The sequence below is a fragment of the Microbacterium sp. X-17 genome (genome assembly GCF_039615055.1).
Map to the genome: position 1 here is coordinate 130,517 of NZ_JBDHNI010000008.1, position 23,706 is coordinate 154,222.

General features: G+C 70.3%; 20 protein-coding genes, 1 tRNA gene and 1 pseudogene. 9 read left to right on the plus strand and 13 right to left on the minus strand.

The window, feature by feature from the left end; all coding sequences use genetic code 11:
* Positions 1 to 21: 21 nt before the first annotated feature.
* Positions 22 to 2,562 (minus strand): GH32 C-terminal domain-containing protein, encoded by a 2,541-nt coding sequence (locus ABCS02_RS31540; RefSeq protein WP_345839676.1) that lies wholly within the window; start codon positions 2,560 to 2,562, stop codon positions 22 to 24.
* Between the two features lie 160 nt (positions 2,563 to 2,722).
* Between ABCS02_RS31540 and ABCS02_RS31545 the strand changes: the two genes are divergently transcribed.
* On the plus strand, positions 2,723 to 3,661 hold the full coding sequence (locus tag ABCS02_RS31545) for a PfkB family carbohydrate kinase (protein WP_345839677.1): 939 nt from the start codon (positions 2,723 to 2,725) through the stop codon (positions 3,659 to 3,661).
* A 34-nt stretch (positions 3,662 to 3,695) separates the two neighbouring features.
* Here ABCS02_RS31545 and ABCS02_RS31550 read toward each other — a convergent pair whose 3' ends face one another.
* Together ABCS02_RS31550 and ABCS02_RS31555 are read right to left on the minus strand one after the other, a co-directional pair.
* Complete coding sequence (locus ABCS02_RS31550; protein ID WP_345839678.1) at positions 3,696 to 4,745, minus strand: zinc-dependent alcohol dehydrogenase family protein; 1,050 nt, start codon at positions 4,743 to 4,745, stop codon at positions 3,696 to 3,698.
* Positions 4,733 to 5,998, minus strand: coding sequence for a multidrug effflux MFS transporter (locus tag ABCS02_RS31555; protein ID WP_345839679.1), 1,266 nt, complete (start codon positions 5,996 to 5,998; stop codon positions 4,733 to 4,735). The genes ABCS02_RS31550 and ABCS02_RS31555 overlap by 13 nt, the downstream gene beginning before the upstream one ends.
* A gap of 102 nt (positions 5,999 to 6,100) precedes the next feature.
* Between ABCS02_RS31555 and ABCS02_RS31560 the strand changes: the two genes are divergently transcribed.
* The 3 genes and pseudogenes from ABCS02_RS31560 to ABCS02_RS31570 form a co-directional block, all read left to right on the plus strand.
* On the plus strand, positions 6,101 to 6,988 hold the full coding sequence (locus tag ABCS02_RS31560) for a helix-turn-helix transcriptional regulator (RefSeq protein WP_345839680.1): 888 nt from the start codon (positions 6,101 to 6,103) through the stop codon (positions 6,986 to 6,988).
* A gap of 298 nt (positions 6,989 to 7,286) precedes the next feature.
* A complete protein-coding gene (locus ABCS02_RS31565) occupies positions 7,287 to 9,152 on the plus strand; it encodes an AAA family ATPase (RefSeq protein WP_345839681.1) in 1,866 nt (621 codons plus the stop codon).
* Positions 9,153 to 9,277: 125 nt separating this feature from the next.
* Positions 9,278 to 9,472, plus strand: a pseudogene (locus ABCS02_RS31570) (site-specific integrase); the annotation flags it as partial.
* A 41-nt stretch (positions 9,473 to 9,513) separates the two neighbouring features.
* Here the strand turns inward: ABCS02_RS31570 and ABCS02_RS31575 are convergent.
* The 5 genes from ABCS02_RS31575 to ABCS02_RS31595 form a co-directional block, all read right to left on the minus strand.
* Positions 9,514 to 9,602, minus strand: a tRNA-Ser gene (locus tag ABCS02_RS31575).
* 70 nt (positions 9,603 to 9,672) lie between these two features.
* Positions 9,673 to 10,299, minus strand: a complete 627-nt coding sequence (locus tag ABCS02_RS31580) for a DUF2510 domain-containing protein (protein WP_345839682.1) — start codon at positions 10,297 to 10,299, stop codon at positions 9,673 to 9,675.
* Positions 10,300 to 10,323: 24 nt separating this feature from the next.
* On the minus strand, positions 10,324 to 11,700 hold the full coding sequence (gene pntB / locus ABCS02_RS31585; RefSeq protein WP_345839683.1) for a Re/Si-specific NAD(P)(+) transhydrogenase subunit beta: 1,377 nt from the start codon (positions 11,698 to 11,700) through the stop codon (positions 10,324 to 10,326).
* Positions 11,697 to 13,244 carry a Re/Si-specific NAD(P)(+) transhydrogenase subunit alpha gene (locus ABCS02_RS31590; protein ID WP_345839684.1) on the minus strand — a complete coding sequence of 516 codons (1,548 nt, stop codon included), beginning with the start codon at positions 13,242 to 13,244 and terminating at the stop codon, positions 11,697 to 11,699. Before ABCS02_RS31590 ends, pntB begins: the two co-directional genes overlap by 4 nt.
* Positions 13,245 to 13,386: 142 nt before the next feature.
* Positions 13,387 to 13,986: a class I SAM-dependent methyltransferase gene (locus ABCS02_RS31595; RefSeq protein ID WP_345839685.1), complete on the minus strand. Its 600-nt coding sequence runs from the start codon at positions 13,984 to 13,986 to the stop codon at positions 13,387 to 13,389.
* Between the two features lie 61 nt (positions 13,987 to 14,047).
* On the opposite strand from ABCS02_RS31595, the gene ABCS02_RS31600 reads away from it, so the two are divergent.
* The 5 genes from ABCS02_RS31600 (at position 14,048) to ABCS02_RS31620 (ending at position 18,537) form a co-directional block, all read left to right on the plus strand.
* Positions 14,048 to 14,479 (plus strand): VOC family protein, encoded by a 432-nt coding sequence (locus ABCS02_RS31600; RefSeq protein WP_345839686.1) that lies wholly within the window; start codon positions 14,048 to 14,050, stop codon positions 14,477 to 14,479.
* A gap of 51 nt (positions 14,480 to 14,530) precedes the next feature.
* Positions 14,531 to 15,769 (plus strand): DNA polymerase domain-containing protein, encoded by a 1,239-nt coding sequence (locus ABCS02_RS31605; RefSeq protein ID WP_345839687.1) that lies wholly within the window; start codon positions 14,531 to 14,533, stop codon positions 15,767 to 15,769.
* Positions 15,770 to 15,817: 48 nt separating this feature from the next.
* Positions 15,818 to 16,024 (plus strand): hypothetical protein, encoded by a 207-nt coding sequence (locus ABCS02_RS31610; RefSeq protein WP_345839688.1) that lies wholly within the window; start codon positions 15,818 to 15,820, stop codon positions 16,022 to 16,024.
* 87 nt (positions 16,025 to 16,111) lie between these two features.
* Complete coding sequence (locus ABCS02_RS31615; protein ID WP_345839689.1) at positions 16,112 to 17,407, plus strand: alkaline phosphatase family protein; 1,296 nt, start codon at positions 16,112 to 16,114, stop codon at positions 17,405 to 17,407.
* Positions 17,404 to 18,537 carry an alkaline phosphatase family protein gene (locus ABCS02_RS31620; RefSeq protein ID WP_345839690.1) on the plus strand — a complete coding sequence of 378 codons (1,134 nt, stop codon included), beginning with the start codon at positions 17,404 to 17,406 and terminating at the stop codon, positions 18,535 to 18,537. The genes ABCS02_RS31615 and ABCS02_RS31620 overlap by 4 nt, the downstream gene beginning before the upstream one ends.
* A 39-nt stretch (positions 18,538 to 18,576) precedes the next feature.
* Here the strand turns inward: ABCS02_RS31620 and ABCS02_RS31625 are convergent, their stop codons facing one another.
* The 5 genes from ABCS02_RS31625 to ABCS02_RS31645 all read right to left on the minus strand — a co-directional run bounded on the left by ABCS02_RS31625 (position 18,577) and on the right by ABCS02_RS31645 (position 23,706).
* Entirely contained in the window at positions 18,577 to 19,077 is a 501-nt protein-coding gene (locus ABCS02_RS31625; RefSeq protein ID WP_345839691.1) for an SRPBCC domain-containing protein, read from the minus strand.
* Complete coding sequence (locus ABCS02_RS31630) at positions 19,074 to 19,409, minus strand: metalloregulator ArsR/SmtB family transcription factor (protein WP_345839692.1); 336 nt, start codon at positions 19,407 to 19,409, stop codon at positions 19,074 to 19,076. Before ABCS02_RS31630 ends, ABCS02_RS31625 begins: the two co-directional genes overlap by 4 nt.
* A 57-nt stretch (positions 19,410 to 19,466) precedes the next feature.
* Entirely contained in the window at positions 19,467 to 19,967 is a 501-nt protein-coding gene (locus tag ABCS02_RS31635; protein ID WP_345839693.1) for an SDR family NAD(P)-dependent oxidoreductase, read from the minus strand.
* Between the two features lie 65 nt (positions 19,968 to 20,032).
* A complete protein-coding gene (locus ABCS02_RS31640) occupies positions 20,033 to 21,976 on the minus strand; it encodes a beta-L-arabinofuranosidase domain-containing protein (protein ID WP_345839694.1) in 1,944 nt (647 codons plus the stop codon).
* Entirely contained in the window at positions 21,973 to 23,706 is a 1,734-nt protein-coding gene (locus tag ABCS02_RS31645) for a glycogen debranching protein (RefSeq protein WP_345839695.1), read from the minus strand. The genes ABCS02_RS31640 and ABCS02_RS31645 overlap by 4 nt, the downstream gene beginning before the upstream one ends.

Here is a 23,706-nt window from a genome sequence, read left to right on the forward strand (position 1 = left end):
GAGCCTTCTCCTGTGTCCGGATCAGTTCCAGATCGACGTCAGCTTCCACGCCCGCAGCGAGTCGATCCCCGCGGTTCCGCCGGTGGCGAAGGCGCTGACGCCGGTGCTCGCCGCGTCGGGGAAGATCTGCTCGGTGATCACCCGGGTGCCGTCTCCTGTGAAGACCTCGACGGACGAGGCGTCGATCAGGATGTGCAGGTCGAGCCCGCCACGGGAGTCCAGCGCGACCGGCGCCGCAGCCCGGCCGGGGAACGACGGGTTGAAGCCCGTGTCGCCGGAATGCGTCCGGTCGACGTAGAGCTCGCCCGCCGCCGTGTCGTAGCCGATCTGCGTGTACTGGCCACCTCCGGTCCTCACGTTCAGGCCGAACGTCGACGCGGTTCCCTTCGTCAGCCGTGCCTGGACCTCGAGCTCGGCTCCCGACACGGGAAGGGTCTTCGTGCCCGCGACGGTCACCGCCCGCACGTTCGACACGGGGCCGGCGCGAAGGTCGGACAGGGCATCCACCGGGGTCTGGACGAGCTGGACCTTTCCGCCGATCGTCCGCAACGACTCGGTCCGCGGAAACGACTCGGCTCCCTGCCACGGCGTCGTCGGCACGTTCGAGGCGTAGGCCCAGTTGTTCATCCACGCGACGTTGATGCGCTGGCCGCCGGGGGCGTCCGTCCAGGTGTTCTCCGCGTAGAAGTCGCTGCCGTAGTCGATCCAGCTCGCTCGCTGGAGCTGGTTCAGCGCCGGCTTGTCGGCCAGGGTGAAGCCGTCGGCGAGGATGTGACCCCAGCTGCCGGTCGCGTTGTCCACGATCTGGAGCTGCGCCTGCCGGCCCTGGAGGTCGCTGACATCCCACGACGCCCAGTCGAGGCTCTCGCTGTTCCTGCCGGTCTCCGAACGGACGACCTTCCCGTCCACCAGCAGGTCGACGGACGTCTGGGTGTCCCAGACGGGCGCCTTCTCGCCGGCGAAGACGATGTCACCGACCATGAGGTGCCCCCAGCCGGTCGACCCGTCGTTCTGGTCGACCACCTGGAGCTGCGCCTGCTGGCCCTGGTAGGCGGAGGTGTCCCAGCTCGTCCAGTCCAGGGTCCCCGCGTTGTTGCCGGTGGCGGTCTCGACGACTTTGCCGCCGACGAGCAGGTTCACCGCCGTGGGGTTCGGCTGGCTCATCGGATGCGTGCCGCCGGCGATCTGGAGGTCGATGTAGGGCGATCCCACGGTGAAAGCCGGAGACGTGATGGTGCCCTCGCCCGGGTCCCCGTCGGGGCCCCAGGTGTCGAGGACGCCCGCGCTGACCTGGTTGCCGAGCTTCTCGCGGCTCGGTCCGGTGCCGACGAAGGAGCCTGTCGTGGTCCAGCCGGGATCGTACGACGTGCCGGAGAAGTCGGTGAAGACCGTCCCGGCCGGAAGGGTCCCGAACGGCACCGCGCCGGCGGCGTACGGGTTGTCGCCTCCGCCCACCTGGAAGTTGAGCCGGCTCTTGTCGATCGTGAAGGCCGGGGAGGTCAGCGTGCCGATCGCGGCGTCGCCGCCGTTGAAGCTGTCCACGAAGTAGGGGCCGTCCGCGCCGGTGACCGGCTGCTGATCGGGCAGTGCGCCCGATGCCGGCGCCGTGCCGAAGGCGGAGCCGGTAGTCGTCCAGTCGCCGTAGCTCCCGGACTCGAACGCGTCGAGCGCTTCGCCCGCCGGGGGCGTGTACGTGGCAGGACCGTCCGGGACGAAGGTCGAGCCGTCGAACCGCCCGACGAAGTACTGGACGCCGGTACTGCCGACGCTGACGCTGAGCACCCACTTCTGGTTGCGGGTGTCGCCGTCGACGGGCAGCTGGTAGAGGTCGGGCATCTCCCACACCCCGGTGGTCGCGCCGGCTGGGCCGAAGGTGCCCGCCTGCGTCCACGTCTTGAGGTCGGGCGACGTGTAGAAGGCCACCTTGTACTGGTCGCTGAGAGCGACCGACATCATCCACTCGTGCTTCGGGGCGTACCAGAACACCTTGGGGTCGCGGAAGTTGACGGAGCCGATGTCGATCACCGGGTCACCCGCATAGCGCGTCCAGTGCCGGCCGTCGTCGGTGCTGTAGGCGATGTCCTGGGACTCGACGTTCGTGCCCGCCTGGACGCTGGTGTAGATGGCGACCATCGCCGGGTTCTTCGTCGTGCCGAACCCGCTGGTGTTCTGCGTGTCGACCACCGCGCTGCCCGAGAAGAACGCGCCGGCGCCGGGGTCCGGCGCAGGACCGGTGACATCGATGTTCGTCCAGTGCACCAGGTCCGTGCTCACCGCGCCCTTCCAGGTGCCGTAGCTGAACAGGTAGTACCGGCCGTCCTTGTAGACGAGCCCGTTCGGGTCGCCGATCCATCCGGTCGGCAGGGAGTAGTGGAACTGTGGGCGGTACGGCTCGTGATAGAGGCCCGTGGTCGCGGTCGACGGTGTCGCTGTGGGCGACGGGGTGGCCGGCTGGGTCGCCACTGCTGGCCGAGCCGCCGATGCGGGGACCGCCGTCGGGGCGAGCCCGGTCAACGTGATGCCGACGGCGAGGGCCGTCGCGATCGTGAGGGATCGGATCATGAAGGTGCGCTTCCTCTCTGAAGGCTTTGCCAATACGTATTGGTCGCGGCCACAAGTCGGGCTCGACGTATTAATACGTATTAGTTAGAGTGATCAGTACGCAGTCTGGAACGCCAGGCTCCCGAGGTCAAGTCAATCCGCAAAGAAAGCAGCTCCGCGCATGCCAACCCCGACATCGCCCGAGAACGTCCTCGACCCGCCCGCGGGCCTCCGCCGCGTCCTGGTCGCCGGCGAGGCGCTCATCGATGTGATCCGCCTCGGCGGCACGACGCGCGAGCATCCTGGCGGCTCCCCCGCGAACGTCGCGCTCGGCCTCGCGCGCCTCGGTGTGGCGACGTCGTTGCTGACCGCCCTGGGCCGCGACGCGAGAGGCGAGGCGATCGCCGCGCGACTGGGCGATGCCGGCGTTACTCTGCTCCCGGAGTCGTGGAGCCTCCCGACGACCTCCAGTGCTTCAGCCACGATCGAAGCGGACGGTTCGGCCACGTACGAGTTCGACATCAGCTGGCAACTCCCCCAGCGGATCGCCCTCCCTCCCGTCCGTCACCTCCACATCGGCTCGATCTCGGCCTTCCTCGCACCGGGTTCGGACAGGATCGAACAGCTCGCCTCCGAACTTCACCGCGAAGCGACCATCAGCTTCGACCCGAACATCCGCGCGGACCTGGTCGGCGACCGTGCCGCCGCCCTGGCACGATTCGAGCGACTCGCGGAGCTGGCGGACATCGTGAAGCTCAGCGACGAGGACGCGCTCTTCCTCTACCCCGACCTCAGCATCGACGAGGCGGCACGCGCGATCGCCGCCCGTGGCGCTCTGGTGGCTGTGACGCGCGGTTCCGCGGGCTCCCTCCTCACCGCGGGAGACGCGACGGTCGCGATCGAGCCCCTCGTCGTGCAGGTGGTGGACACTGTCGGCGCCGGCGACAGTTATATGGCGGCGCTGCTCGCCTGGGTCCTCGGAACGGGAATGGGAGCCGTGCGCGACGGCTCTCGGGCTGAGCTGGCGTCGGCCGGTGGATACGCCGCACGCGCGGCGGCGATCACCGTGTCGCGAGCGGGGGCGGAGCCGCCGACGTCGGACGAGCTCGGCGCGCGATAGGGGCGATAGCCGGCATCAGGCCGGCGCGTATTCGTCATCCGTGGCGCCCTTCGTACTCGTCGTCCATCTCCAGCAGGACCTTGACGGCCCGGCGTTCGTCCATCGCTCTGTAGCCCTGCGCCGCCTCCGACAGGGGGAGGGTGAGGTCGAACACCGCGCCGGCGTCGAACTCGTCCCTCATGATCGACGCGATCAGCTCCGGGAGGAACCGGCGGACGGGAGCCGGTCCGCCGTGCAGGTGCACGCCGGAGAAAAAGAGCTCCAGGCCGGGCAGCTCGACGTCGTGCGAGACGCCGACGTAGCCGACGTGGCCGCCGGGCCGGGTCGCGCGGATGGCCTGCATCATCGACTCCTGCGTGCCGACAGCCTCGATCACCGAGTGCGCGCCGAGACCGCCCGTGAGCTCCTTGATCGCGGCGACCCCGGCGTCCCCGCGCTCCTCGACGATGTCGGTCGCGCCGAAGCGGCGGGCGAGCGCTTGACGGTCGGCGTGCCGGCTCATTGCGATGATCCGGTCGGCGCCCAGCTGCTTGGCGGCGAGGATGCCGAGCAGTCCGACCGCGCCGTCGCCGACCACGGCGACCGTCTTACCCGGGCCGGCCTCGGCGGCGACGGCGGCGAACCAGCCGGTGCCGAGCACGTCGGAGGCGGCGAGGAGGCCGCGCACCTGCGTCGGGGTCGGGGTGCCGGGAACGACGACGAGCGTACCGTCGGCCAGCGGGACACGCAGCTTCTCGGCCTGCGTCCCGAGCGCTCCCATGGGGAAAGCGTGCACGCAGCGCGACTGGTAGCCGGCCCGGCAGATCTCGCACGTGTTGTCCGAGGCGAAGAACGACCCGACGACGAAGTCGCCGACCTTCACGTTCCGAACGTCGTCGCCGATCTCCTCCACGACGCCGACATACTCGTGTCCCATCGACGTCGGGCCGGTGACCGGGTCGGTGCCGCGGTACGGCCACAGGTCGGAGCCGCAGATGCAGGCGGCCGCGACGCGGATCACCGCGTCCGTCGGCTCCAGGACGGTCGGGTCGGCGCGCTCTTCGACGCGGACGTCCCGAGGGGCGTACATGATCACTCCACGCATGTGGGGGTTCCTTCCGTTGCGAGGTGGGTGTCGGCCGGGGCTGCTGCCCCGGCCGGAGGCCGTAGGAGGGCGGTTGCCGCGACGGCGGCCGCTACGACCGCGATCGTCGTGACAAGGCCCAAGGGGAGGATGCTCAAGGCGCCGGCGACGCCGACCAGCGGCGCGGCGATGCCGCCGAACGCGAACCGCGCGGCGCCGAGCAGCGAGGAGGCCGTGCCCGCGATCTGCGGGTAGTCCGCGAGCGCCAGCGTGGTCGAGGGCGGACTGGTGACAGCCGTTCCCGCGGCGAGGAGGAACAGGGACACGATCACCACGGCGAGCGGCATGTGCGCCAGGCCCGCGACGAGCAGTCCGGCCGCGCCGAGCCCAGCGACCGCGAGGCCCACGGCCAGCGTGCCCAGCACGCTCCAGCTCTCGCTGAGGCGGCCGGCGAGGTACCCGGAGACCATGAAGCCGGCCGAGTTGAGCCCGAACGCGAGCGCGTACCCCTGGGGCGACAAGCCGTAGACACCCTGCAGCACGTAGGTCGCACCGCTCAGGTAGGCGAACAGCGCTGCGTAGACGAAGCCCTGCGCGACCACTGCCCCGACGAAGCGCCGGTCGGAGAGGAGCAGCCGGACGTCGCGGCGGATGACCGCGAACCCGGCGCCCGTGCGCGCATCCTGAGGCAGCGTCTCGGGGAGGCCGACAGCCACCCAGCCGAGGATGACCGCTCCGATGACAGCGAGCACGAGGAAGAGGCCGCGCCAGTCCAGCACCGCCGTGAGCGCGCCTCCGAGCAGCGGGCCGACGATCGCCGCCAGGCCGCCGATGACCGTGAGCCGGCCGTAGAAGCGGATCAGCCTGCCCCCCTCGTACACGTCGCGCCCGGCAGCCTGGGCGATCACTATGCCGACGCCTCCGGCCAGCCCCTGCACCAGGCGGGCCGCGATGAGCAGCTCGACGGTCGGGCTCGCCGCGCACAGCGCCGAGACGACCACGTAGGCGGTCACCCCGATGAGCGCCGGTCTGCGCCGCCCGAACCGGTCGGACAACGGCCCGGCGATGAGCTGCCCCGCGGCCAGGCCGACCAAGCACGCGGTCACCGTCAGCTGCGCCAGCGAGGTCGCGGCGCCCAGCTCGGCCGTGAGCGCCGGGAGCGCGGGGAGGTAGAGGTCCATCGAGATCGGGCCGAACACCGTCAGCACGAGCAGCAGCGTCGCGAGCGCTCGGCCGGCCGGGATCCGGACCGTGGGGGAAGAGGAGGCTGTCACGCCATCCAGCACACCGCCTCCGGCCGCCCGGAGGGAGTCCCTGATGAGAGGTGTACTGACAGGGCATCCTTCGGGGACGCCGCTCGGCCTAGCCTGAGACGCATGGACAATCGAGCGGACGTGCGCGAGTTCCTCATGTCGCGCCGCGCCAAGGTCACGCCGGAGCAGGCCGGGCTGCCGGCGGGCACCGGCCGACGGGTCGCGGGGTTGCGACGGTCCGAGGTGGCGATGCTGGCCGACGTCAGCGTCGAGTACTACGCGAAGCTCGAGCGCGGCGCGATCGCGGGCGTCTCGGCCGGAGTCCTGGACGCAGTGGCCCGGGCGTTGCAGCTCGACGACACCGAGCGCGCCCACCTGTTCGACCTCGCCAGGGCCGCCGACGGCATCCCCAGCTCCGGACGTCCCCGCCGGCGCGCCACTCCCAGCCCCGCAGCACGGCCCAGCCTGCACTGGGCGCTCGAGGCGTTCACCGACGGCGTCGCCGTGGTGCGCAACGCCCAATCGGACGTGATCGCCTTCAACGCCCTGGGTCGTGCGTTCTACTCGCCGTTGATCGGAGACGGCGGCCGCACACCGAATCTCGCGCGCTTCCAATTCCTCGACCCGGCCTCGCGCGACTTCTATCCGGACTGGGACCTGTTCGCCGACATGTGCGTCGCCATGATGCGAGCGGAGGCGGGACGCGACCCACACAACCCCGCCCTCCAGGACCTCGTCGGGGAGTTGTCCACCCGCAGCGACACGTTCCGCCGGCTGTGGGGCGCACATGACGTGCGCACCCACGGGGCAGGCACCAAGCGCTTCCACCATCCCGTCGTCGGTGAGCTCACCCTCGCCTACGAGGAGTTCGCGATCACCGCCGAACCCGGCCACGTCCTGCTCGTCTACACGGCCGAGCCCGGCTCACCGTCGGCCGAGCGGCTCCGCCTGCTCGCCTCGTGGGGGGCGGAGCGGCCTGCGGCCCGTCAGACCATCGCTGAGGAAACGTGACCGCAGCAAGGCGACCCGGGGCGAAGCGTCTTACGCGTTGCATGGTCGATCGCACGAAGCCGACGTGCGACACGCTCAAGACCGCGAATAGGAGACCGCTGGGCGGCACGCGCGGCCGACGCGATGTTGTCGTTGCAAGTCAAGTCGGGCACGCGCGGCGAAGCCCTTAAGCGACGACGCGAACTCTGGTTGATCGTAGTCGGGCGATTCCCTCGCTCACCAATCCGGCACGCCCGGGAATCGGCCTGAGAGACTTTGCACGAGCCGCTAGAGCGGCGGGAATGAGGGGTTTCGATCAATGCGAATCTCATCCTTTGAGATCAATAACTACAAAGGGCTAGCTCACGCGCAGGTGAGCGATCTTGGCCGCGAAAATGTTGTCATCATCAGCGGTAAAAATGGCACGGGAAAGTCTTTGGTTCTTGAGGCGTTGGTGAGCGCCTGGACGGGCCGCATCTTCCGAACGCCCGAGAACGTTGGCCCGTGGGGCGACACCCTCCGCTTCGAGCTCTCAGTGGAATTCTCAGACGACGAGTGGGACATCATTGACGATTGGCATACACGGTTTAGTGGTGGTCAGCCTGCGCCCCGGCTCCAAAACACAATTGCTTTCGAGTACAACCGCGCTGGCCAAGTGGTCCGCAACTCGAGCACCCCGGCAACAGACATCGTGAGACAGCAGTCGTTCCAGCGCGAGCACGGATTCGGCATCATCGATTTCCTTCCCGCCACCCGCCTCGTAAGCAACGGAGTGACCCAGGCCGTGGACATCGCGATGCTCGGCGCCGAACGAATCGAACAGGAGCGCTCGCAGGGATTGGAGCAAGTGATTGTTAGCGGTGGCCCCATCGCGCTCCCAAACGTTGGCAACTACCTGATGACGCTGGACTATCAACGCTTCTTGGCGGAGCGGCAGGGAGATGTGGTGAACGATGAATACGACCGGATTGCAACGATCTTCAATGAAGCCACAGGCAAGCGGCTTCTGCCGCCGACATACGACGCTGTCCGCGGGAGCACCATCTCTATCGAACTGGTTAGCGGTTATCGACATGGACTGAACGCGCTCAGTAGTGGCGAAAAGGAACTGCTCGCTATGAGCTACTACATTCGGAGGTTGTCCGCTGCCGGCGGGGTCCTCCTGATCGATGAACCGGAACAACACCTACACCCAACGTTGCAGTCGGCGTTGCTCCAGGCCCTAACGGATGTATCCGAACGTGCGCAGACATTCGTCGTGAGCCATTCGTCCGCCATAATCGCCTCAGCGAGCAGGGCTTCACTTCTTGAGGTCGAGGCTGCTGGTGGCCAGGGGCAAAACCAGATCCTGAGACTTTCGGACGCTCCGTCAAAAACACAGCTTCTGGAGACTCTCGGGCTTTCGCACGCTGACCTGTTACAAGCCGACGCGATCCTCGTTGTGGAGGGCGTCACCGACGCACGCTGGTTGCCGTTGCTATTCCCCATTGAGGTGGGACGGACTCACGTGGTTGTCGCCGGAAGCGCACGGCAAGTTCTCCAGACATACGAGGCGCTTGTACGAGTTCCCGTGGGCGTGCCCTTCCTATGCGTGCGAGACCGAGACCTGCTTTCAGACGCCGAGCTCGCTGCAATCGCGCAGAATCACCCACGGTTACATGTTTGGCCGCGGAGAGCCATCGAAAGCATGGTGCTCGACGGCGCGCTTATTTCGAGCACGCTCCGCATGGTCGGTAAGGAGACGACTCCCGCCGAGATCGAAGCAATTCTGCGTTCCGCGGCCGACCAGAATCGTGAGGACGTGCTTTTGTCGATGGTGAACGCTGAACTAGACCACAGATTCCCGGCTCCAGGCCCCCAGGCTGGAGACGATTCATTTGCAAAGCTTCAAGCGCATCTGATGGCTTACGCTCAAGTCAACGCCGGTCGCGCCTCTCAACTTGTAGCCGTCCGGGCGGAGCAAGAAGCAAAGCTTGACGCCCTTTGGGATGAACGGTGGAAGGAGCTGGTCAACCCGAAGCCCGTTCTAGCCGCACTCTTTCGGGAAGTGGCAACATTCAAGACCCTTACCGATCTGGTAGATGGGCTGATCGCCAAGGCGCGCGACGACGAAACGCTCATGCCGGCGGGATTCGCGGCCTTCAAGTCCGCCCTCGCCACGACCCTACCCACAGCGAAAGCGTGATGTCTCCGTGCGGCCACAGTCGTCGGGCTGAGCAGCGGGTCCAACGCGAGGCCGACCGGCGCAAGGCTGTCACACTCGGAGAAGCTCGAGTCGCGTTAAGGCGGACGCAACGGAGCCTTCGCCCATCTGCGGCCTTCAGCTCGGGCGCCAACGTCAAAGCTGTCTAGCGGATGCTCGGGCACGCGTCCGCTGCAATGACCCTCGATCTGTATGCCGACCTGTTCGACGACCACCTCGACGACGTTGCCATGCGCCTCCACGCCGCCGTCTCCGCGGCAAGTGTGGGCAAAATGTGGGCAACCCATCGCCCCACCAACTGAAAAACCCCCGGAATCACTGGGATTCCGGGGGTTTCGATCGGCGGAGACGGAGGGATTTGAACCCTCGGTCCCCTTACGGGGACTCCACCTTAGCAGGGTGGTGCACTAGGCCTGACTATGCGACGTCTCCTGAGCGTCCGCGGGCGGACGCACGACAGCCATCATAACGGACGTTGCGGGGCCGGCCGGACACCGCGCTCTCAGGCGCCGGCGCCCGGGAGCTGGTGGACGGTCTGGAGCATCGCCGAGCTCAGGGTGAGCGTTGCGGCGATCCCGGCGGCGACCGAGAGGACCATCACCGCGATCGTGGCCCAGAGGACTCCCGAGCCTCGGCCTCCCGCGACGCGGCGGACGATCACCGCGCGGCCGATCGTGTAGACCGGCCACGCCAGGAACGACCACGCCCAGTGGAACGGGTCGTCGACGCCGCGGCGGGTCAGAGTTCGGTAGTCGAGCCAGCTGAAGACGATCGACAGGGCGTAGACCAGCCAGCCGAGGAGACTGCCGAGGAGGTAGCCGGGTGACATCAGCAGTGCGAGGTTCGCGGCGCCCGGATGTGCGAACGCGGCGAGCGAACGCGTGACCTCGCCGAGCGTGGCCAGCGAGACGACGGTGCTCAGCAGCGGCAGCAGCACCACCAGCCAGACCCACGACGTGTACACCGGCGTCTCGGGAGGCAGCGGGCGGCGGTCCGCGGCGTAGCGCACGGGCGGCGCGGCGGGAGCGTTTCCGCTCACCGCGGCCTCCCACTTCGTGCCGTCCCACCAGCGCAGCGGGGCCTCGCCGAACGGGTCCGGATACCAGCCCGGTCCGAGGCGTCGGCTCACCTCGTCCGTCTCACCGTCGACCATTCAGAAGTACCCCACGATCTCGTCCACCGCTTTCCGCGCGTCCCCGAACAGCATCCTCGCGTTTTCGCGGTAGAACAACGGGTTGGGCACGCCCGCGTAGCCCGCGGCCATGGAGCGCTTGAACACGACGACCTGGCGGGCCTCCCAGACCCGCAGCACCGGCATGCCGGCGATGGGGCTGCCCGGGTCCTCGGCGGCGGCCGGGTTCACGGTGTCGTTCGCGCCGATCACGAGCACCACGTCGGTGTCGCGCAGCTCGTCGTTGATCTCGTCCATCTCGAGCACGATGTCGTACGGGACGCGGGCCTCCGCCAGTAGCACGTTCATGTGGCCCGGCAGCCTCCCGGCGACCGGGTGGATGCCGAACCGGACGGTGACGCCGCGGTCGCGGAGTTTCTGAACGAGCTCGGCGACGGGATACTGCGCCTGGGCGACGGCCATCCCGTAGCCCGGCGTGATGACGACGGTGGTCGCGTTCTGCAGCAGCTCGGCGGTCTGCTCGGCGCTGACCTCCTGGTACTCGCCCTGCTCCTCGACGGCCGCGGACGGGGCCTCGATTCCGAAGCCTCCGGCGATCACGGACAGGAACGAACGGTTCATGGCCTTGCACATGATGTACGAGAGGTACGCACCCGACGAGCCGACGAGGGCGCCGGTGACGATCAGGAGGTCGTTGTCGAGGAGGAAGCCGGAGGCGGCAGCGGCCCAGCCGGAGTAGCTGTTCAGCATCGACACCACGACGGGCATGTCGCCGCCGCCGATCGACGCGACGAGGTGGACGCCGAGAGCGAGGGCGATCAGGGTGACGACGGCCAGCAGCCACAGGTCGGGGGTGATCACGTACCAGACGGTCAGCGCCACGAAGACGACGAGCGCGCCGATGTTGAGGGCGTTCTTGCCGGGCAGCACCAGCGGGCGCGACGAGATGCGCGCGGAGAGCTTCAGGTAGGCGACGATCGACCCGGTGAAGGTGACAGCGCCGATGAAGATGCCGATCACGACCTCCGCGTTGTGCACGCCCCGCAGCGAGCCGGCCAGGTCCGGGTGCGAGAGGTGACCCGTCCAGCCGACGAGCACGGCGGCGAGGCCGACGAAGCTGTGCAGGAGGGCGATGAGCTGCGGCATGCCGGTCATCTGCACGACCCGCGCGCGCCACAGACCGATCGCGGCGCCGACCAGCATGGCGACGATCAGCAGGACGACGGAGGACGCGGGCAGCACGAGGAACCCGATGGTCGCGACGAGCGCGATCCCCATCCCGACCATGCCGTAGACCACGCCGCCGCGCGCGGTCTCGTGCCGGGACAGGCCGGCGAGGCTCATGATGAAGAGGACGGCCGCGACCAGGTAGGCGGCGTCCGCGACGCTGAGACTCACCGGTCGCTCCGCGTGAACATCGCCAGCATCCGCCGCGTCACCGCGAACCCGCCGAACACGTTGATGGATGCCACCAGCACTGCGATCGCGGCGAGCGCTTGCACGAGCGGGTCGTGCGAGGTGAGCTGCACGATCGCGCCGACGACGATGATTCCCGAGATGGCGTTGGTCACGCTCATCAGCGGCGTGTGCAGCGCGTGGTGGACGTTGCCGATCACGTAGAAGCCGATGACGGTGGCGAGCACGAGCACGGTGAAGTGCTGCGGGAGCGGAGGGGGTGCGAGCGCGGTCAGCGCCAGCAGCACGGCGAGGCCGACCGCGGTCAGCACCGCCTTGCGCACCGGCGTCAGCCACGGCTCCTTCGGCGCGGGCACGGCGACCGGTGCGGCGGCGGCGCGAGGGGGCGCCGCGGAGACGGTCACCGGTGGCGGCGGCCAGGTCGTCTCCCCGTCGCGCACCACCGTCACCGACCGCTGCACGACGTCGTCGAAGTCGAGGACGAGCCTCCCGTCCTTGCCGGGCGTGAGGAGGGTGAGGAGGCTGACCAGGTTGTTGCCGTACAGCTGCGACGACTGGGTCGGCAGGCGCGACGGGAGGTCGGTGTAGCCGAGGATGATCACCCCGCCCGGCGTGACCACCCGCTCCCCCGCGACCGAGCCGGCGACGTTCCCGCCCTGCGCGGCGGCCATGTCCACGACGACCGAGCCGGGCCGCATGCTCGCGACGTCCGACTCGGTGAGCAGCTTCGGCGCGGGGCGGCCCGGGATGAGCGCGGTCGTGATGACGATGTCCACGTCCCGCGCCTGCTCCGAGTAGATCTCGGCGGCGCGGCGGTCGTAGGCCTCGCTCGTGGCTTTGGCGTAACCGTCGGTGGACTGCATCGCGTCGTCGCCGGCGACCTCCACGGCCAGGTACTCGCCGCCGATCGAGCGCACCTGGTCGGCGACCTCCGGCCGCGGGTCGGTGGCGCGGACGATCGCGCCCATGCTCGACGCGGCGCCGATCGCGGCGAGGCCGGCGACGCCCGCACCGGCGACCAGCACCTTCGCGGGCGGGACCTTGCCCGCCGCGGTGACCTGCCCGGTGAAGAACCGGCCGAACTCGTGGGCGGCCTCCACCACGGCCCGGTAGCCGGAGATGTTGGCCATCGAGCTGAGCACGTCCATCGACTGCGCCCGGGAGATGCGCGGCACCGCGTCGAGGGCGAGCGCGGTGATCCCGCGCTGCGAGAGCGCGGCGAGGAGGTCGGGGCGCAGGCCGGGGCTGAGGGTCGCGATGAGGGTGGCGCCGTCGGAGAGGAGCGCGATCTCGTCCTCGGTCGGCGGGGCGACCTTGATCACGATGTCGGCGCCCCACGCGTCGGCCCGGGAGGTCACGGTCGCGCCGGCATCGGCGAAGGCCTCATCCGTGAACGCGGCCCGGACTCCCGCGCCGGACTCCACGCGTACGTCGTACCCCAGGGAGACGAGCTTCTTCACGGAACTCGGGCTGGACGCGACCCGGGCCTCGCCCGGCCCCTCAGCGACGATGCCGACTACCGACACCTGGCCTCCCTCGGCTTTTGACTGGACACTAGCAGGCTGCACCCGCCGACAGGAGTTGCGGCGGCGACGCGCGCCCGAACTCCTGCCGAACCCCGTTGGGAAGGAGATTCAGACGTGTCCTCCTGTTTGCGCGACGCGCCCGTCACGCGCGGGCCACGGCAGCCTGGATCACGCCGGCGAACAGCGGCCGCCAGAGCGGTACGGCGAAGCCGGCCGCCCGCATCCCAACCTCCGCCCGCTCCCGGCTCCCCGCCGCCCCGCCCGGCCCGAACACCCGCACCGGCAGCCCGCGCGAGGTGAACACGTCCGCGAGCAGCAGCGCGCCTCCCGGCGCCAGCACCCGCCGGCACTCGGCCAGACCGGCGGCCTTGTCCTCCCAATGGCTGAAGGAGGACGAACTCACGACCAGGTCGAACGACGCATCCTCGAACGGGAGGGTCTCCGCCGAGGCCTGCAGCACCGCGGCGCGGGTGGAGGCCACGGCCTCCCGCACCATCCCCGCGGCCGGGTCGACCCCGATGAGCCGCGCGTCGGGGCGGAGGCTTTCGAGCAGCCGCAGCAGCGCGCCGCTGCCGCAGCCGACGTCCAGGATGCGCGGGGCGGGGGTCCCGTCGGCCAGCGACACCGCCAGCACGCCGACGCGCCGCACGATCTCGCCGTGCAGGAAACCGCGTGGGCCGCGCTCGTAGCCGCCCGCGCGCCTGCCGTAGGCGGCGATGTCCCGCTCGGGGTCGAAGGTCATGCGCGGCAGCTTAGTGATCGGGTCTCCCGGCCGCTCCCTCCTTCCGCATACACTCCGGAGGATGACCGCACGGATCGCCAACGTCACCTTCCACGCAGCCGACCCCGCGGCGCTCGCCCGGTTCTGGGCCGCCGTCATGGGCTACCCAGAGCCGGAGTGGCTGACGCCCGAGGAGGAGGCCGAGCTCCGCGCCGCCGGCCTGACCGACGACGACCTCGCCGCCCGCGCCGTCGCCTGGGACGAGGACCCGACCCACCAGCGCTTCTACTTCACCCGCTACGACCACGAGAAGCGCCAGCGCAACCGGATGCACATCGACATCACCCCCTCCGCCGACCGCCACGCGACGCGGGATGAGGTGGAGGCCGAGGCCGCCCGGCTGGTCGGCCTGGGCGCGACCGTGGAGCAGGTGCTCGACGGGTCGTGGGGGCCGTATCCGGAGTTCGCGATCATGATGCGCGATCCGGAGGGGAATGAGTTCTGTCTGCAGTGAGGTGCCGATGAGCCCCTGGCCCCGCGCCGCCCCCGCGGCTACCGTGGCGGCATGACCCCGTCGTCGAAGTCGGAGACGTTCCTGGAGGCCGGCGGCCACGACGTCCGCATCTCGAACCCCGACAAGGTGGTGTTCCCCGAGCCCGGGCTCACCAAGCTCGACCTCGCGCGGTACTACCTCAGCGTCGCGGACGGGGCGTTGCGCGGCGCCGGCGGGCGGCCGATGGTGCTGAAGCGGTTCGTGAAGGGGCTCACGCAGGAGCCGTTCTTCCAGAAGCGCGTGCCGGAGGGGCATCCTGACTTCATCGACACCGCGACCCTCCACTACGCCCGCGGGACCTCCGCCGAGGAGGCCGTGCTGCGGGACGCCGCGGGGCTCGCGTGGGTGTCCAACCTCGGCTGCCTCGACCTGAACCCGCACGCGGTCCGGGCGGAGGACCTCGACCATCCCGACGAGCTGCGGGTCGACCTGGATCCGATGCCGGGCGTCGACTGGTCGCAGATCGTGGACGTGGCGTTCATCGCCCGGGAGGTGCTGGAGGACCACGGGCTCGTCGGCTGGCCGAAGACGAGCGGGTCGCGCGGCCTCCACATCCTCGTCCGGATCGCGCCGCAGTGGGGGTTCGCGGACGTCCGGCTCGCGGCGGAGACGCTGGCGCGGGAGGTCGAGAACCGGGCGCCGGGGCTCGCGACGGCGCGCTGGTGGAAGGAGGAGCGCGGCGAGAGCGTGTTCGTGGACTTCAACCAGAACGCCAAGGATCGCACCGTGGCCTCCGCCTACTCGATCCGGCCGCTGCCGGACGCGCGCGTCTCGACGCCGCTCGACTGGGACGAGGTGCGCGCCCGCCGGCCGGAGGAGTTCACCGTGCTGACGGTGCCCGCGCGCTTCGCGGAGGCCGGCGACCCGCACGCCGGGATCGACGACGCCGCGGGCTCGCTGGACGGCCTGCTCGCGCTGGCCAAGCGGCTCGGCCCCGCCGAGAAGCCGCCGCGGGCCGGGGACGGCGCGGGACGCCGGGTCTCGCAGATGCCGCTCATCGAGGTGGCGCGCACCAAGACGAAGCCGGAGGCGCTGGCGGCCCTGGAGCAGTGGAAGACGGCGAACCCGGAGGTCGCGGGGTCGCTGCATCCGGCCGACGAGCTGGTGGACGGGATGCGCGGGTCGAGCTCGCAGTGGTACCGGGTGCGGATCAACCTCCAGCACGTCGCGGAGGCCGACCGGCCGGAGCAGGGCGCGCTCGTGGCCGACTACGACCCGTGGGCCGGGCGGGAGTGGCCGGGCCGACCGTGACGGCGATCGGTCATTCCTGCCGGGGCGTTCACGACGTACTCTGAGCCCATGAAGCGCAGTTGGCCGTTTCTCGTCCCCGGCATCATCCTCGCCGCGATCGGTCTCGTGTGGACGTTGCAGGGCACCGACGTGCTCGGCGGGTCCGTGATGAGCGGGTCCTCGTTCTGGGGGATCGTCGGCGTGGTCCTGCTCGTGGTGGGGCTGGTCCTGATCGTGCTCGGGATCGTACGGAGGCGTCCCCGGCGCACCGGGTGAACCGCAGGTGACGGCGGGGTGACGGCTGGGTGACGCCTCACCCGACGGGGGTCACTTTCGCGCGCCCTCGTGGTTGCGTGTGCTGACGTGAACGTCGATCGCAGACACTTCCTGACCCTGGCGGGCGGCCTGACGGCCGGGGCCATCGCAGCGGGCACCGCCTTCGCCGCGAACGCCGCGACCACGAGTGCGACCGCCGGCACCGCGTCGCCCCTCCCCGCTCCCGCGGCCTCCGGCATCGACCACATCGTGGTCGTCATGATGGAGAACCGCTCGTTCGACCATCTCACCGGCTGGATGCCCGGCGCGACCGGGATGCCGAGCGGCCTCCGCTACACCGACCGGTACGGCTTCCCGCACACCCCACACCACCTCGCCGACTTCCAGGGCTGCGGGCATCCGGACCCCGACCACTCCTACGAGGGCGGCCGCATCGAGCTGAACGGCGGGAAGTGCGACGGCTGGCTGAAGGCCGGCGAGAACGACGACTTCTCCATCGGCTACTACGCGCAGACGGACCTCGGCTTCTGGGGTCAGGCCGGCCCGCAGTGGACGGTGTGCGACCAGTACTTCGCCGCGACGCTCGCCGAGACGTACCCGAACCGCTTCTACATGCACGCCGCGCAGACCGACCGCCTGCACAACTCGACGGTGACGGCGACGATGCCGACGATCTGGGACAAGCTCGCGGCCGCCGGCGTCAGCGGGAAGTACTACTTCAACGACGTGCCCTTCCTCGCGCTGTGGGGATCGAAGTACATCGGCATCTCGCACCAGTACTCCGACTTCCTCGCGGACTGCGCGAGCGGCTCCCTTCCGGCGGTGTCGTTCGTGGACCCGCGCTTCGAGGACGAGTCGTCCGGCACCTCGGGCGACGATCACCCGCACGCCGACCTCCGCAGCGGCGAGCTGTTCCTGGACGGGATCTACCACGCGGTCACGACGTCACCGAACTGGGGCAGGACCATGCTCGTGATCAACTACGACGAGTGGGGCGGCTTCTTCGACCACGTGGTGCCGGGCACGGCCGCCGACGCGACGCCCGCGGCCGGCACCGGCCAGCGCGGCTTCCGCGTGCCGTCGATGGTGGTCTCGCCGCGGGCCCGTCGCGGCTACGTGGCGCACGGCACCTATGACCACACCTCCGTGCTGAAGGCGATCGAGTGGAGGTTCGGCCTCCCGGCGCTGACCCCGCGCGACGCCGGCGCGCGCAACATCGCAGAGGTCCTCGACTTCGCGTCGGCGCCGAACCCGGCCGCGCCCGCCTACACCGTGCCGCCGTTCGTCGCCGGCCCGGCGTGCGCCCCGGTCGGGCCGCCCGCCGCCGAGGAGTGGGCGCCGCTCAAACAGAAGGCCGTCGCAGAAGGGTGGACGCTCCCGTGACCATCAGGACAACACGCACTCGCCTCCTCGCGGGCGTCGCCGTCGCGGCCGCAGCCGTCGCGGGCGTCGCCTTCGCCTTCCTGCCCTCCACCACGGCGACCGTGAGCGCCGCGACCACCGGCTCCTACCTCCCCGGCGCGAAGCACGTCTTCGTGATCAATCTGGAGAACAAGGGCTACGACGAGACCTGGGGCCCCGGCTCCGCGGCGCCGTACCTGTCGACCACGCTGCGCAGCCAGGGCGTGCTGTTGAACTCCTACTACGGGACGGCGCACAACTCGCAGCCGAACTACGTGGCCGAGATCTCCGGCCAGGGCCCGAACCCGCAGATGCAGGCCGACTGCCAGACCTACTCGCCGTTCGTGGGCACGGGGACCGCCTCCCCGGGTCAGGCGGTCGGCGACGGCTGCGTGTTCCCCTCCACGGTGAAGACGGTCGCCGACCAGCTCACCGCGTCCGGCCGCACCTGGAAGGGCTACATGGAGGACATGGGGACGCCGTGCCGGCATCCCGCGCTCGGCGCCGTCGACGACACGCAGAAGGCGAAGGTCGGCGACCAGTACGCGGCCCGCCACAACCCGTTCGTGTACTTCCAGAGCCTGACGGGAACGGCGGCCTGTGCGGCGAACGACGTCGACCTGTCGCACCTCCCCACCGACCTCGCCTCCGTCTCGACCACGCCGAACCTGTCGCTGATCACGCCGAACCTGTGTGACGACGGCCACGACTCCCCCTGCGTCGACGGGAGGCCGGGCGGGCTGGCCAGCGCCGACGCCTGGCTGAAGCAGTGGGTGCCGAAGATCACCTCCTCGCCCGCGTTCAAGCAGGACGGAGTGCTCGTGATCACCTTCGACGAGTCGGACGGCCCGCAGTCCGACGCCTCCAGCTGCTGCAACGAGGGGCCGGGGCCGAACTCGGCGCTCCCCGGCATCTCGGGACTCGGCGGCGGCCGAGTCGGGGCGCTCGTGCTGTCGCCGTTCGTCAAGGGCGGCACCTGGTCCACGACCCCGTACAACCACTACAGCCTGCTCGCGAGCATCGAGGACACCTTCGGGCTGCCCTACCTGGGCTACGCCGCGACGCCGGGGCTCAACCGCTTCGGGCTGGACGTGTACAACTACCGCAACTGAGCGAGGGCGGGAGCGGGACCAGCTCCAGCCGCATCTCCATCAGTCGACCGTTGCGAGCCCGCGGAGCACCTCGGTCGTCAGCTTGTCGAGCGACTGGTGCATGCCCGCGTACGCGAACACCGACATCAGGCTGCGCGACCAGCCGCTCTCGGTGATCGTGAGCTCGGTGAGTCCGCCCACGTCGGCGAACTCCACGACCGTGCGGATGTTCTGCGTGAAGCCCTCCGGGAGCTGGTCGTCGGGCAGCGGCACGCCGTCCGCGTCGGTGATGCTCTGCGTGAACTCGAGCCGCTCCTCCGGCACGATCGCGGTGTAGGTGCCGCCGGTGAAGCTCTCGGCGCCGCCCTGGTACTCGGGCGCGAGCATGCTGAACACGTACGAGCCGCCCTCCCGCAGGTCGACCTGCGCCGAGGGTGAGGTGTAGTCCTCCGGCCCCCACCACTCGGTGACCAGCTCGGGGTCGGTCCACAGCCGCCACACGGTGGCGACCGGCGCGTTCAGGATGCGCCGCACCACGATGTCCGTCGTCTCGTTCGTCATGGGAGTTCTCCCCTGTCTCGTGTCTTCTCGATATGCGCGGCCAGCTTGTCCATCCGCGCGTTCCACTGCCGGGCGCGGTCGGCCAGCCAGCCCTCCGCCCCGGCGAGCGCCGAGACGTCCAGCCGGTAGACGCGGTGCTGCGCCCGCTTCTCCACGGTCACCAGGCCCGCCTCGCGCAGCACCTTGAGGTGCTGGGAGATGGCGGACGCGCTGGTCGTGAACTCCGCACCGATCTCCCCCGCCACCAGCTCGCCGCGCCGGGCGAGCAGGTCCACGATGGCGGCCCGGGTCGGGTCGGCCAGCGCGGCGAAGGCGGAGGTGGGGGTGGTCATGAGTCGATAATACAGCGGGTGCTTAATTAAGGCAATGGCGAAACATGGAGCCGGGGCTCAGTACGGTTGCACCTCGAGCTCGGTGGCGAACGTGCGGAACCGGTCGCGATCGGAGTGCATCTTCCAGAGCAGCTCGGCCAGGACCTCCGGGTCCTTCTGACCGTCGCCCCGGATGATCCCGCCCGGGATGATGAGCTGCGCGACGTGGATGTCCGTGTCCCGCAGCGCCTGGTCGAGTATCTCCGCATACGCCGTCTCGCCCGCGAACGCGATCGACGTCCCGGCGAAGTGCTGCACCGGCTGAACGGCGCTGCCGCCGTTGACGAAGAGGATCGTGCCGCGGCCGAGGACGCGCATCCCCTGAAGCACCTGGTGCACCGCCGCGACCGGCCCGAGCACCGAGAACTCGAATGCGGCTTGGATGTCGTACACGGTCGACTCCAGCACCGGCCGCAGGAAGTCCTTCGCCGGGAGCGGATTGTAGCTGAGCACCTCGATCGGGCCGAGCTCCTGCGCGGCGAGGTCGAGCGCCTTCACCAGCGCCTCGGGATCGCGCACGTTGGCGGCATACCCGGGAAGCCCGGCCGCCGGCACCGATGACGTCGGCCGGCGACCGGGCGGTCTCACTCGGCGGTGGGGATCCACACGCGCATCAGGCTCGGGCCGCGGTTCGCCCACGCGAAGTAGGGGCGGAGGCGCGCCTCCACGACCTGCTGCTCCGCGTCCGGGGCGGCCCGGGATCCGACCTCGGCATACGGCCACGCCCCCGCGTCGCCGCCGCCGGACACCCGCAGCCGCACGCTCGCCCCGTCCGGCGTCGTCTCGGGCGCGAGCGCCGGATCGACCCGCACGCTGTCGAAGTCCACTCCCGCGGGGAGGTCGACGGACTCCAGCGCGAGCACCAGGGGGCCGCGCTCGACGGCGACCGCCCCGCGAACCGCGTCGATCCGGGGGTGCGCCGCGACGACGCGGGGCGCGAGGTCGAAGTCCACCCGGATCACGTCCCCGCGCCGGAAGCTGCGCGCGACGGTGAAGTAACCGTCGACCACCCCGACCGGCTCCCCGTCGATCGTCGCCCGGTGCGCGCCCTCGGCCCAGGCCGGAACGCGCAGCCGCAGGCTGAACATCCCCTCGCTGAGCATCGTCACGGCCACGCCGCCGTCGAACGGGTACCCGGTGCGCAGCTCGAACGCCACCCGGACGCCCGACGCGAGGGTCGTGTCCACGTCGAGGTCCGCGTACTGGTGCACCTGCACCCCGTCGGCGTCCGCCGTGACGAAGTACGCGGCGACACTCGCCAGCGTCCTGGCGACATTCGTCGGGCAGCACGAGACCTCGAACCACGGCGCCCGGAGACTGGCCTCCGCACGCTCGCTGAGCTCGTCGTCCCGCGTCTCCACCCCCAGCACCCGCTGATGGAGGGTGTTCGAGTAGTAGAAGGCGCGGCCGTCCTCGCGCGGGGACACCAGCACGGCGTTGAGCAGCGTGCGCTCGATCAGGTCGGCGTACTTCGCCTCGCCGGTCTGCAGCAGCAGGCGCCAGCTCAGCATCACCGAGCCGATCGCGGCGCACGTCTCGGCGTAGGCGCGGTCGTCCGGCAGCTCGAAGTCGTGGCCGAACTCCTCGTTCTGGTGGTGGGAGCCGATGCCGCCGGTGAGGTAGGTGCGCTTGGCGACCGTGTTGGCCCACTGCGTCTCGACCGCCGCCAGCAGGTCGGCGTCGTCGCGCTCGGCCGCGAGGTCGACAGCGCCGGACGCGAGGTAGACCGCGCGCACGGCGTGCCCGCGCAGCACCTCCGCCTCCCGCACCGGCTGGTCGTCCAGGAAGTACTCGCTGCTCTGGAAGAGCGTCGTCGCGAGGGTGCGCCTGCCGCGCCGGGCGAGGAACAGCTCCGCGAGCTCCACGTAGCGCGGCTCGTCCAGCGCACGGCCGAGCTCCACCAGCGCCGGCTCGATCTCCGGGTGACCGCAGATCGCGTTCCGCCCGCCGGGCCCGAACTCGCGGTAGACGTGGTCGGCGAGCCGTCGGGCGACCTCGACGAGGAGGTCGTCGTGCCCCGTCCGGACGCGGGCGACCGCCGCCTGCATCAGATGACCGAAGCAGTAGAGCTCATGCCCCCACTCCAGGTCGGAGTAGCGGGCGCGCTGGCCGTCGCGGCCGAAGGAGGTGTGGAGGTAGCCGTCCGGCTCCTGCGCGGCGGCCACCCGGGCGACGAGCGACCGGTAGCGCTCGTCCAGCGCGGGATCGCCGGCGCGGCCGAGCTCCCAGGCCATCGCCTCGAGCAGCTTGTAGACCTCCGAATCGACGAACTCGATGCCCGCGTGCTCGGCGGCAACCGTCCCCTCGGCCGCCCGGTCGAAGTTGCCGATCCAGCCGATGCGCTCCATCCATGTCTCGCAGTGGCCGATGATCGCCGACGCGTTCAGCTCCTGACGCTCGCCCCAGAAGCCTCCGACGACGCGGGCCTCCGCCAGGCTCAGCGGGCGCAACCGGGAGCGCGACGGGGCGACGGGTCCGCCGATCGTGGTGGCGACGGGGGCGGCGGGCTTCGGCAGGGTGTCGGTCATTGTTCTCCGATGGTCAGAAGGCGGGCGGTGTCGCGCACCCGCGCGTCCGCGAGCAGGACGAGGTAGGCGCTGGCGGTCCAGGTGTAGGCACGGTCGCGGAGGCCGTCGCCGGTCACCGCGTCGAAGTTCTCGGCGAAGCCGGACCGCTCGCAGACCGCCCGGAAGGCGGCGCTGACCCGGTCGGCCAGCTCCTCGAACCCGGCCCGGCGCAGGCCGGACTCGATGAGCACGGTGGAGGGCGCCCAGATCGGGCCGCGCCAGTAGCCGTCGGACTCGTATCGCGGCGAGTCCACCGGCTCGGTCGCCGGACCCCACTCGGTCAGGTGGTCCGCGATCCTGGTGGCCAGCCGCTCGGCGACCTCCGCCGGGAGCTGCTCGCCGAGGACGATCGGCAGGGCGTTCAGGAGGCTGGAGGTGCTGCTCGGCCGGCCCGAGTCGACGGCGCGCGCGACGAACCGGTCGCCCGTCCACAGCTCGTCGTGCAGAGCGTGCGCGAGGTCGTCGCGGGCCTCGCTCCAGGGCGCTGACGCCTCCCCGAGCCGGTCGGCCAGCCCGGCGAGCACGTCGAGCTGCAGGATCAGGAACGCCGCGAGGTCCGGCGCCTCGATGACGCGATCGGCGTCGAAGGTGGTCGAGTTGTCCCAGCCGCTGTCGTTGCCGTGCTGGTAGTACGGGAGGGCGTGCGCCGGCGCCCGACGGGAGTCGAGCCAGAACCGCGTCCACGCGGCGAGCCGCTCGTACACCGCGGCCAGCTCCGCGGGCGTGAACGGACGCGCCGCGCGCGCCTCCAGCTCGCGGAACGCCCAGCCGTGGATCGGCGGCTTGACGAAGTTGTAGAGGACTTCGGAGTGCGTGATGGAGTCCGGGAGGGCGCCCGAGGCGTCCTGGTGGTCGAACGGCAGGAGGAACTGGTCCAGCGCGGCGTCCGGGTCCGTGCCGGCGAGGGCCAGCGCGTTGAAGCAGTGGTCCCAGCTCCACACCTTGTCCATCCAGTGCTTGGACATCAGGATCGCCTCGCGGCCGACGAAGCCCGATGGCCGCACGGTCGCCGACCAGAGCACGTAGGCCGCCTTCGCTGCCGTCTCGCCGGCGCAGGACGACGGCGCCAGCGCAGCGGAGTACGCGGCGAACTCGGCCGCCGACCGCGCGACGAGCCGGTCGAACGTGTGCTCGGAGCGGTACGGCGGGCGCGCGGTCTCGAACTCCTCGACGACCACCTCCCACGGGTGGTCGTCGGCGAACACGACGGCGCGCTCCCCCTCACCGAGGTCGCCGTCGCCGATGACCCGTGCCTCCCCGGAGAGCACCGTGAAGCGGTAGCGGCGGCCGGTCTCGTAGCTCGTGAGGACGACCCCGCCGTCGAGGGGATCGGTGAACAGGAACCCGCCGGTGAACGGAGTCAGGCTGTCTCCAGCCGAGAACCGCATCCCCAGCCCGTCCCCGGCGAACCGGATCGCTGCGGGGCCGTCGAAGGTCGCACGGACGGCTCCAGACGGTGCGGCCCACTCGAGCACAGCAGGGTCGGCCGACACCTCCGTCTCGATCGCTCGGCCGTGGTGCTCGGGCTGCAGCCGGAGCACGGCGTGCATCCCGGTCTGGTGCGACACCAGGTGGAGGTCCTCCGCCCGGGTGTGCAGACCGACGACCCGGGACAGGTCGAGCCAGGAGCCGCGCCTGGAGAAGGGGATCTCGTCGATGTCGAAGGCGAGACCGTGATCGTCGCGTGTCAT

Coding starts and splice junctions, on each gene's coding strand:
- ABCS02_RS31540 (WP_345839676.1), bottom strand. CDS start 2,562: ATGATCCGATCCCTCACGATCGCGACGGCCCTCGCCGTCGGCATCACG.
- ABCS02_RS31545 (WP_345839677.1), top strand. CDS start 2,723: ATGCCAACCCCGACATCGCCCGAGAACGTCCTCGACCCGCCCGCGGGC.
- ABCS02_RS31550 (WP_345839678.1), bottom strand. CDS start 4,745: ATGCGTGGAGTGATCATGTACGCCCCTCGGGACGTCCGCGTCGAAGAG.
- ABCS02_RS31560 (WP_345839680.1), top strand. CDS start 6,101: ATGGACAATCGAGCGGACGTGCGCGAGTTCCTCATGTCGCGCCGCGCC.
- ABCS02_RS31565 (WP_345839681.1), top strand. CDS start 7,287: ATGCGAATCTCATCCTTTGAGATCAATAACTACAAAGGGCTAGCTCAC.
- ABCS02_RS31595 (WP_345839685.1), bottom strand. CDS start 13,986: ATGACCTTCGACCCCGAGCGGGACATCGCCGCCTACGGCAGGCGCGCG.
- ABCS02_RS31600 (WP_345839686.1), top strand. CDS start 14,048: ATGACCGCACGGATCGCCAACGTCACCTTCCACGCAGCCGACCCCGCG.
- ABCS02_RS31605 (WP_345839687.1), top strand. CDS start 14,531: ATGACCCCGTCGTCGAAGTCGGAGACGTTCCTGGAGGCCGGCGGCCAC.
- ABCS02_RS31610 (WP_345839688.1), top strand. CDS start 15,818: ATGAAGCGCAGTTGGCCGTTTCTCGTCCCCGGCATCATCCTCGCCGCG.
- ABCS02_RS31625 (WP_345839691.1), bottom strand. CDS start 19,077: ATGACGAACGAGACGACGGACATCGTGGTGCGGCGCATCCTGAACGCG.
- ABCS02_RS31630 (WP_345839692.1), bottom strand. CDS start 19,409: ATGACCACCCCCACCTCCGCCTTCGCCGCGCTGGCCGACCCGACCCGG.
- ABCS02_RS31640 (WP_345839694.1), bottom strand. CDS start 21,976: ATGACCGACACCCTGCCGAAGCCCGCCGCCCCCGTCGCCACCACGATC.
- ABCS02_RS31645 (WP_345839695.1), bottom strand. CDS start 23,706: ATGACACGCGACGATCACGGTCTCGCCTTCGACATCGACGAGATCCCC.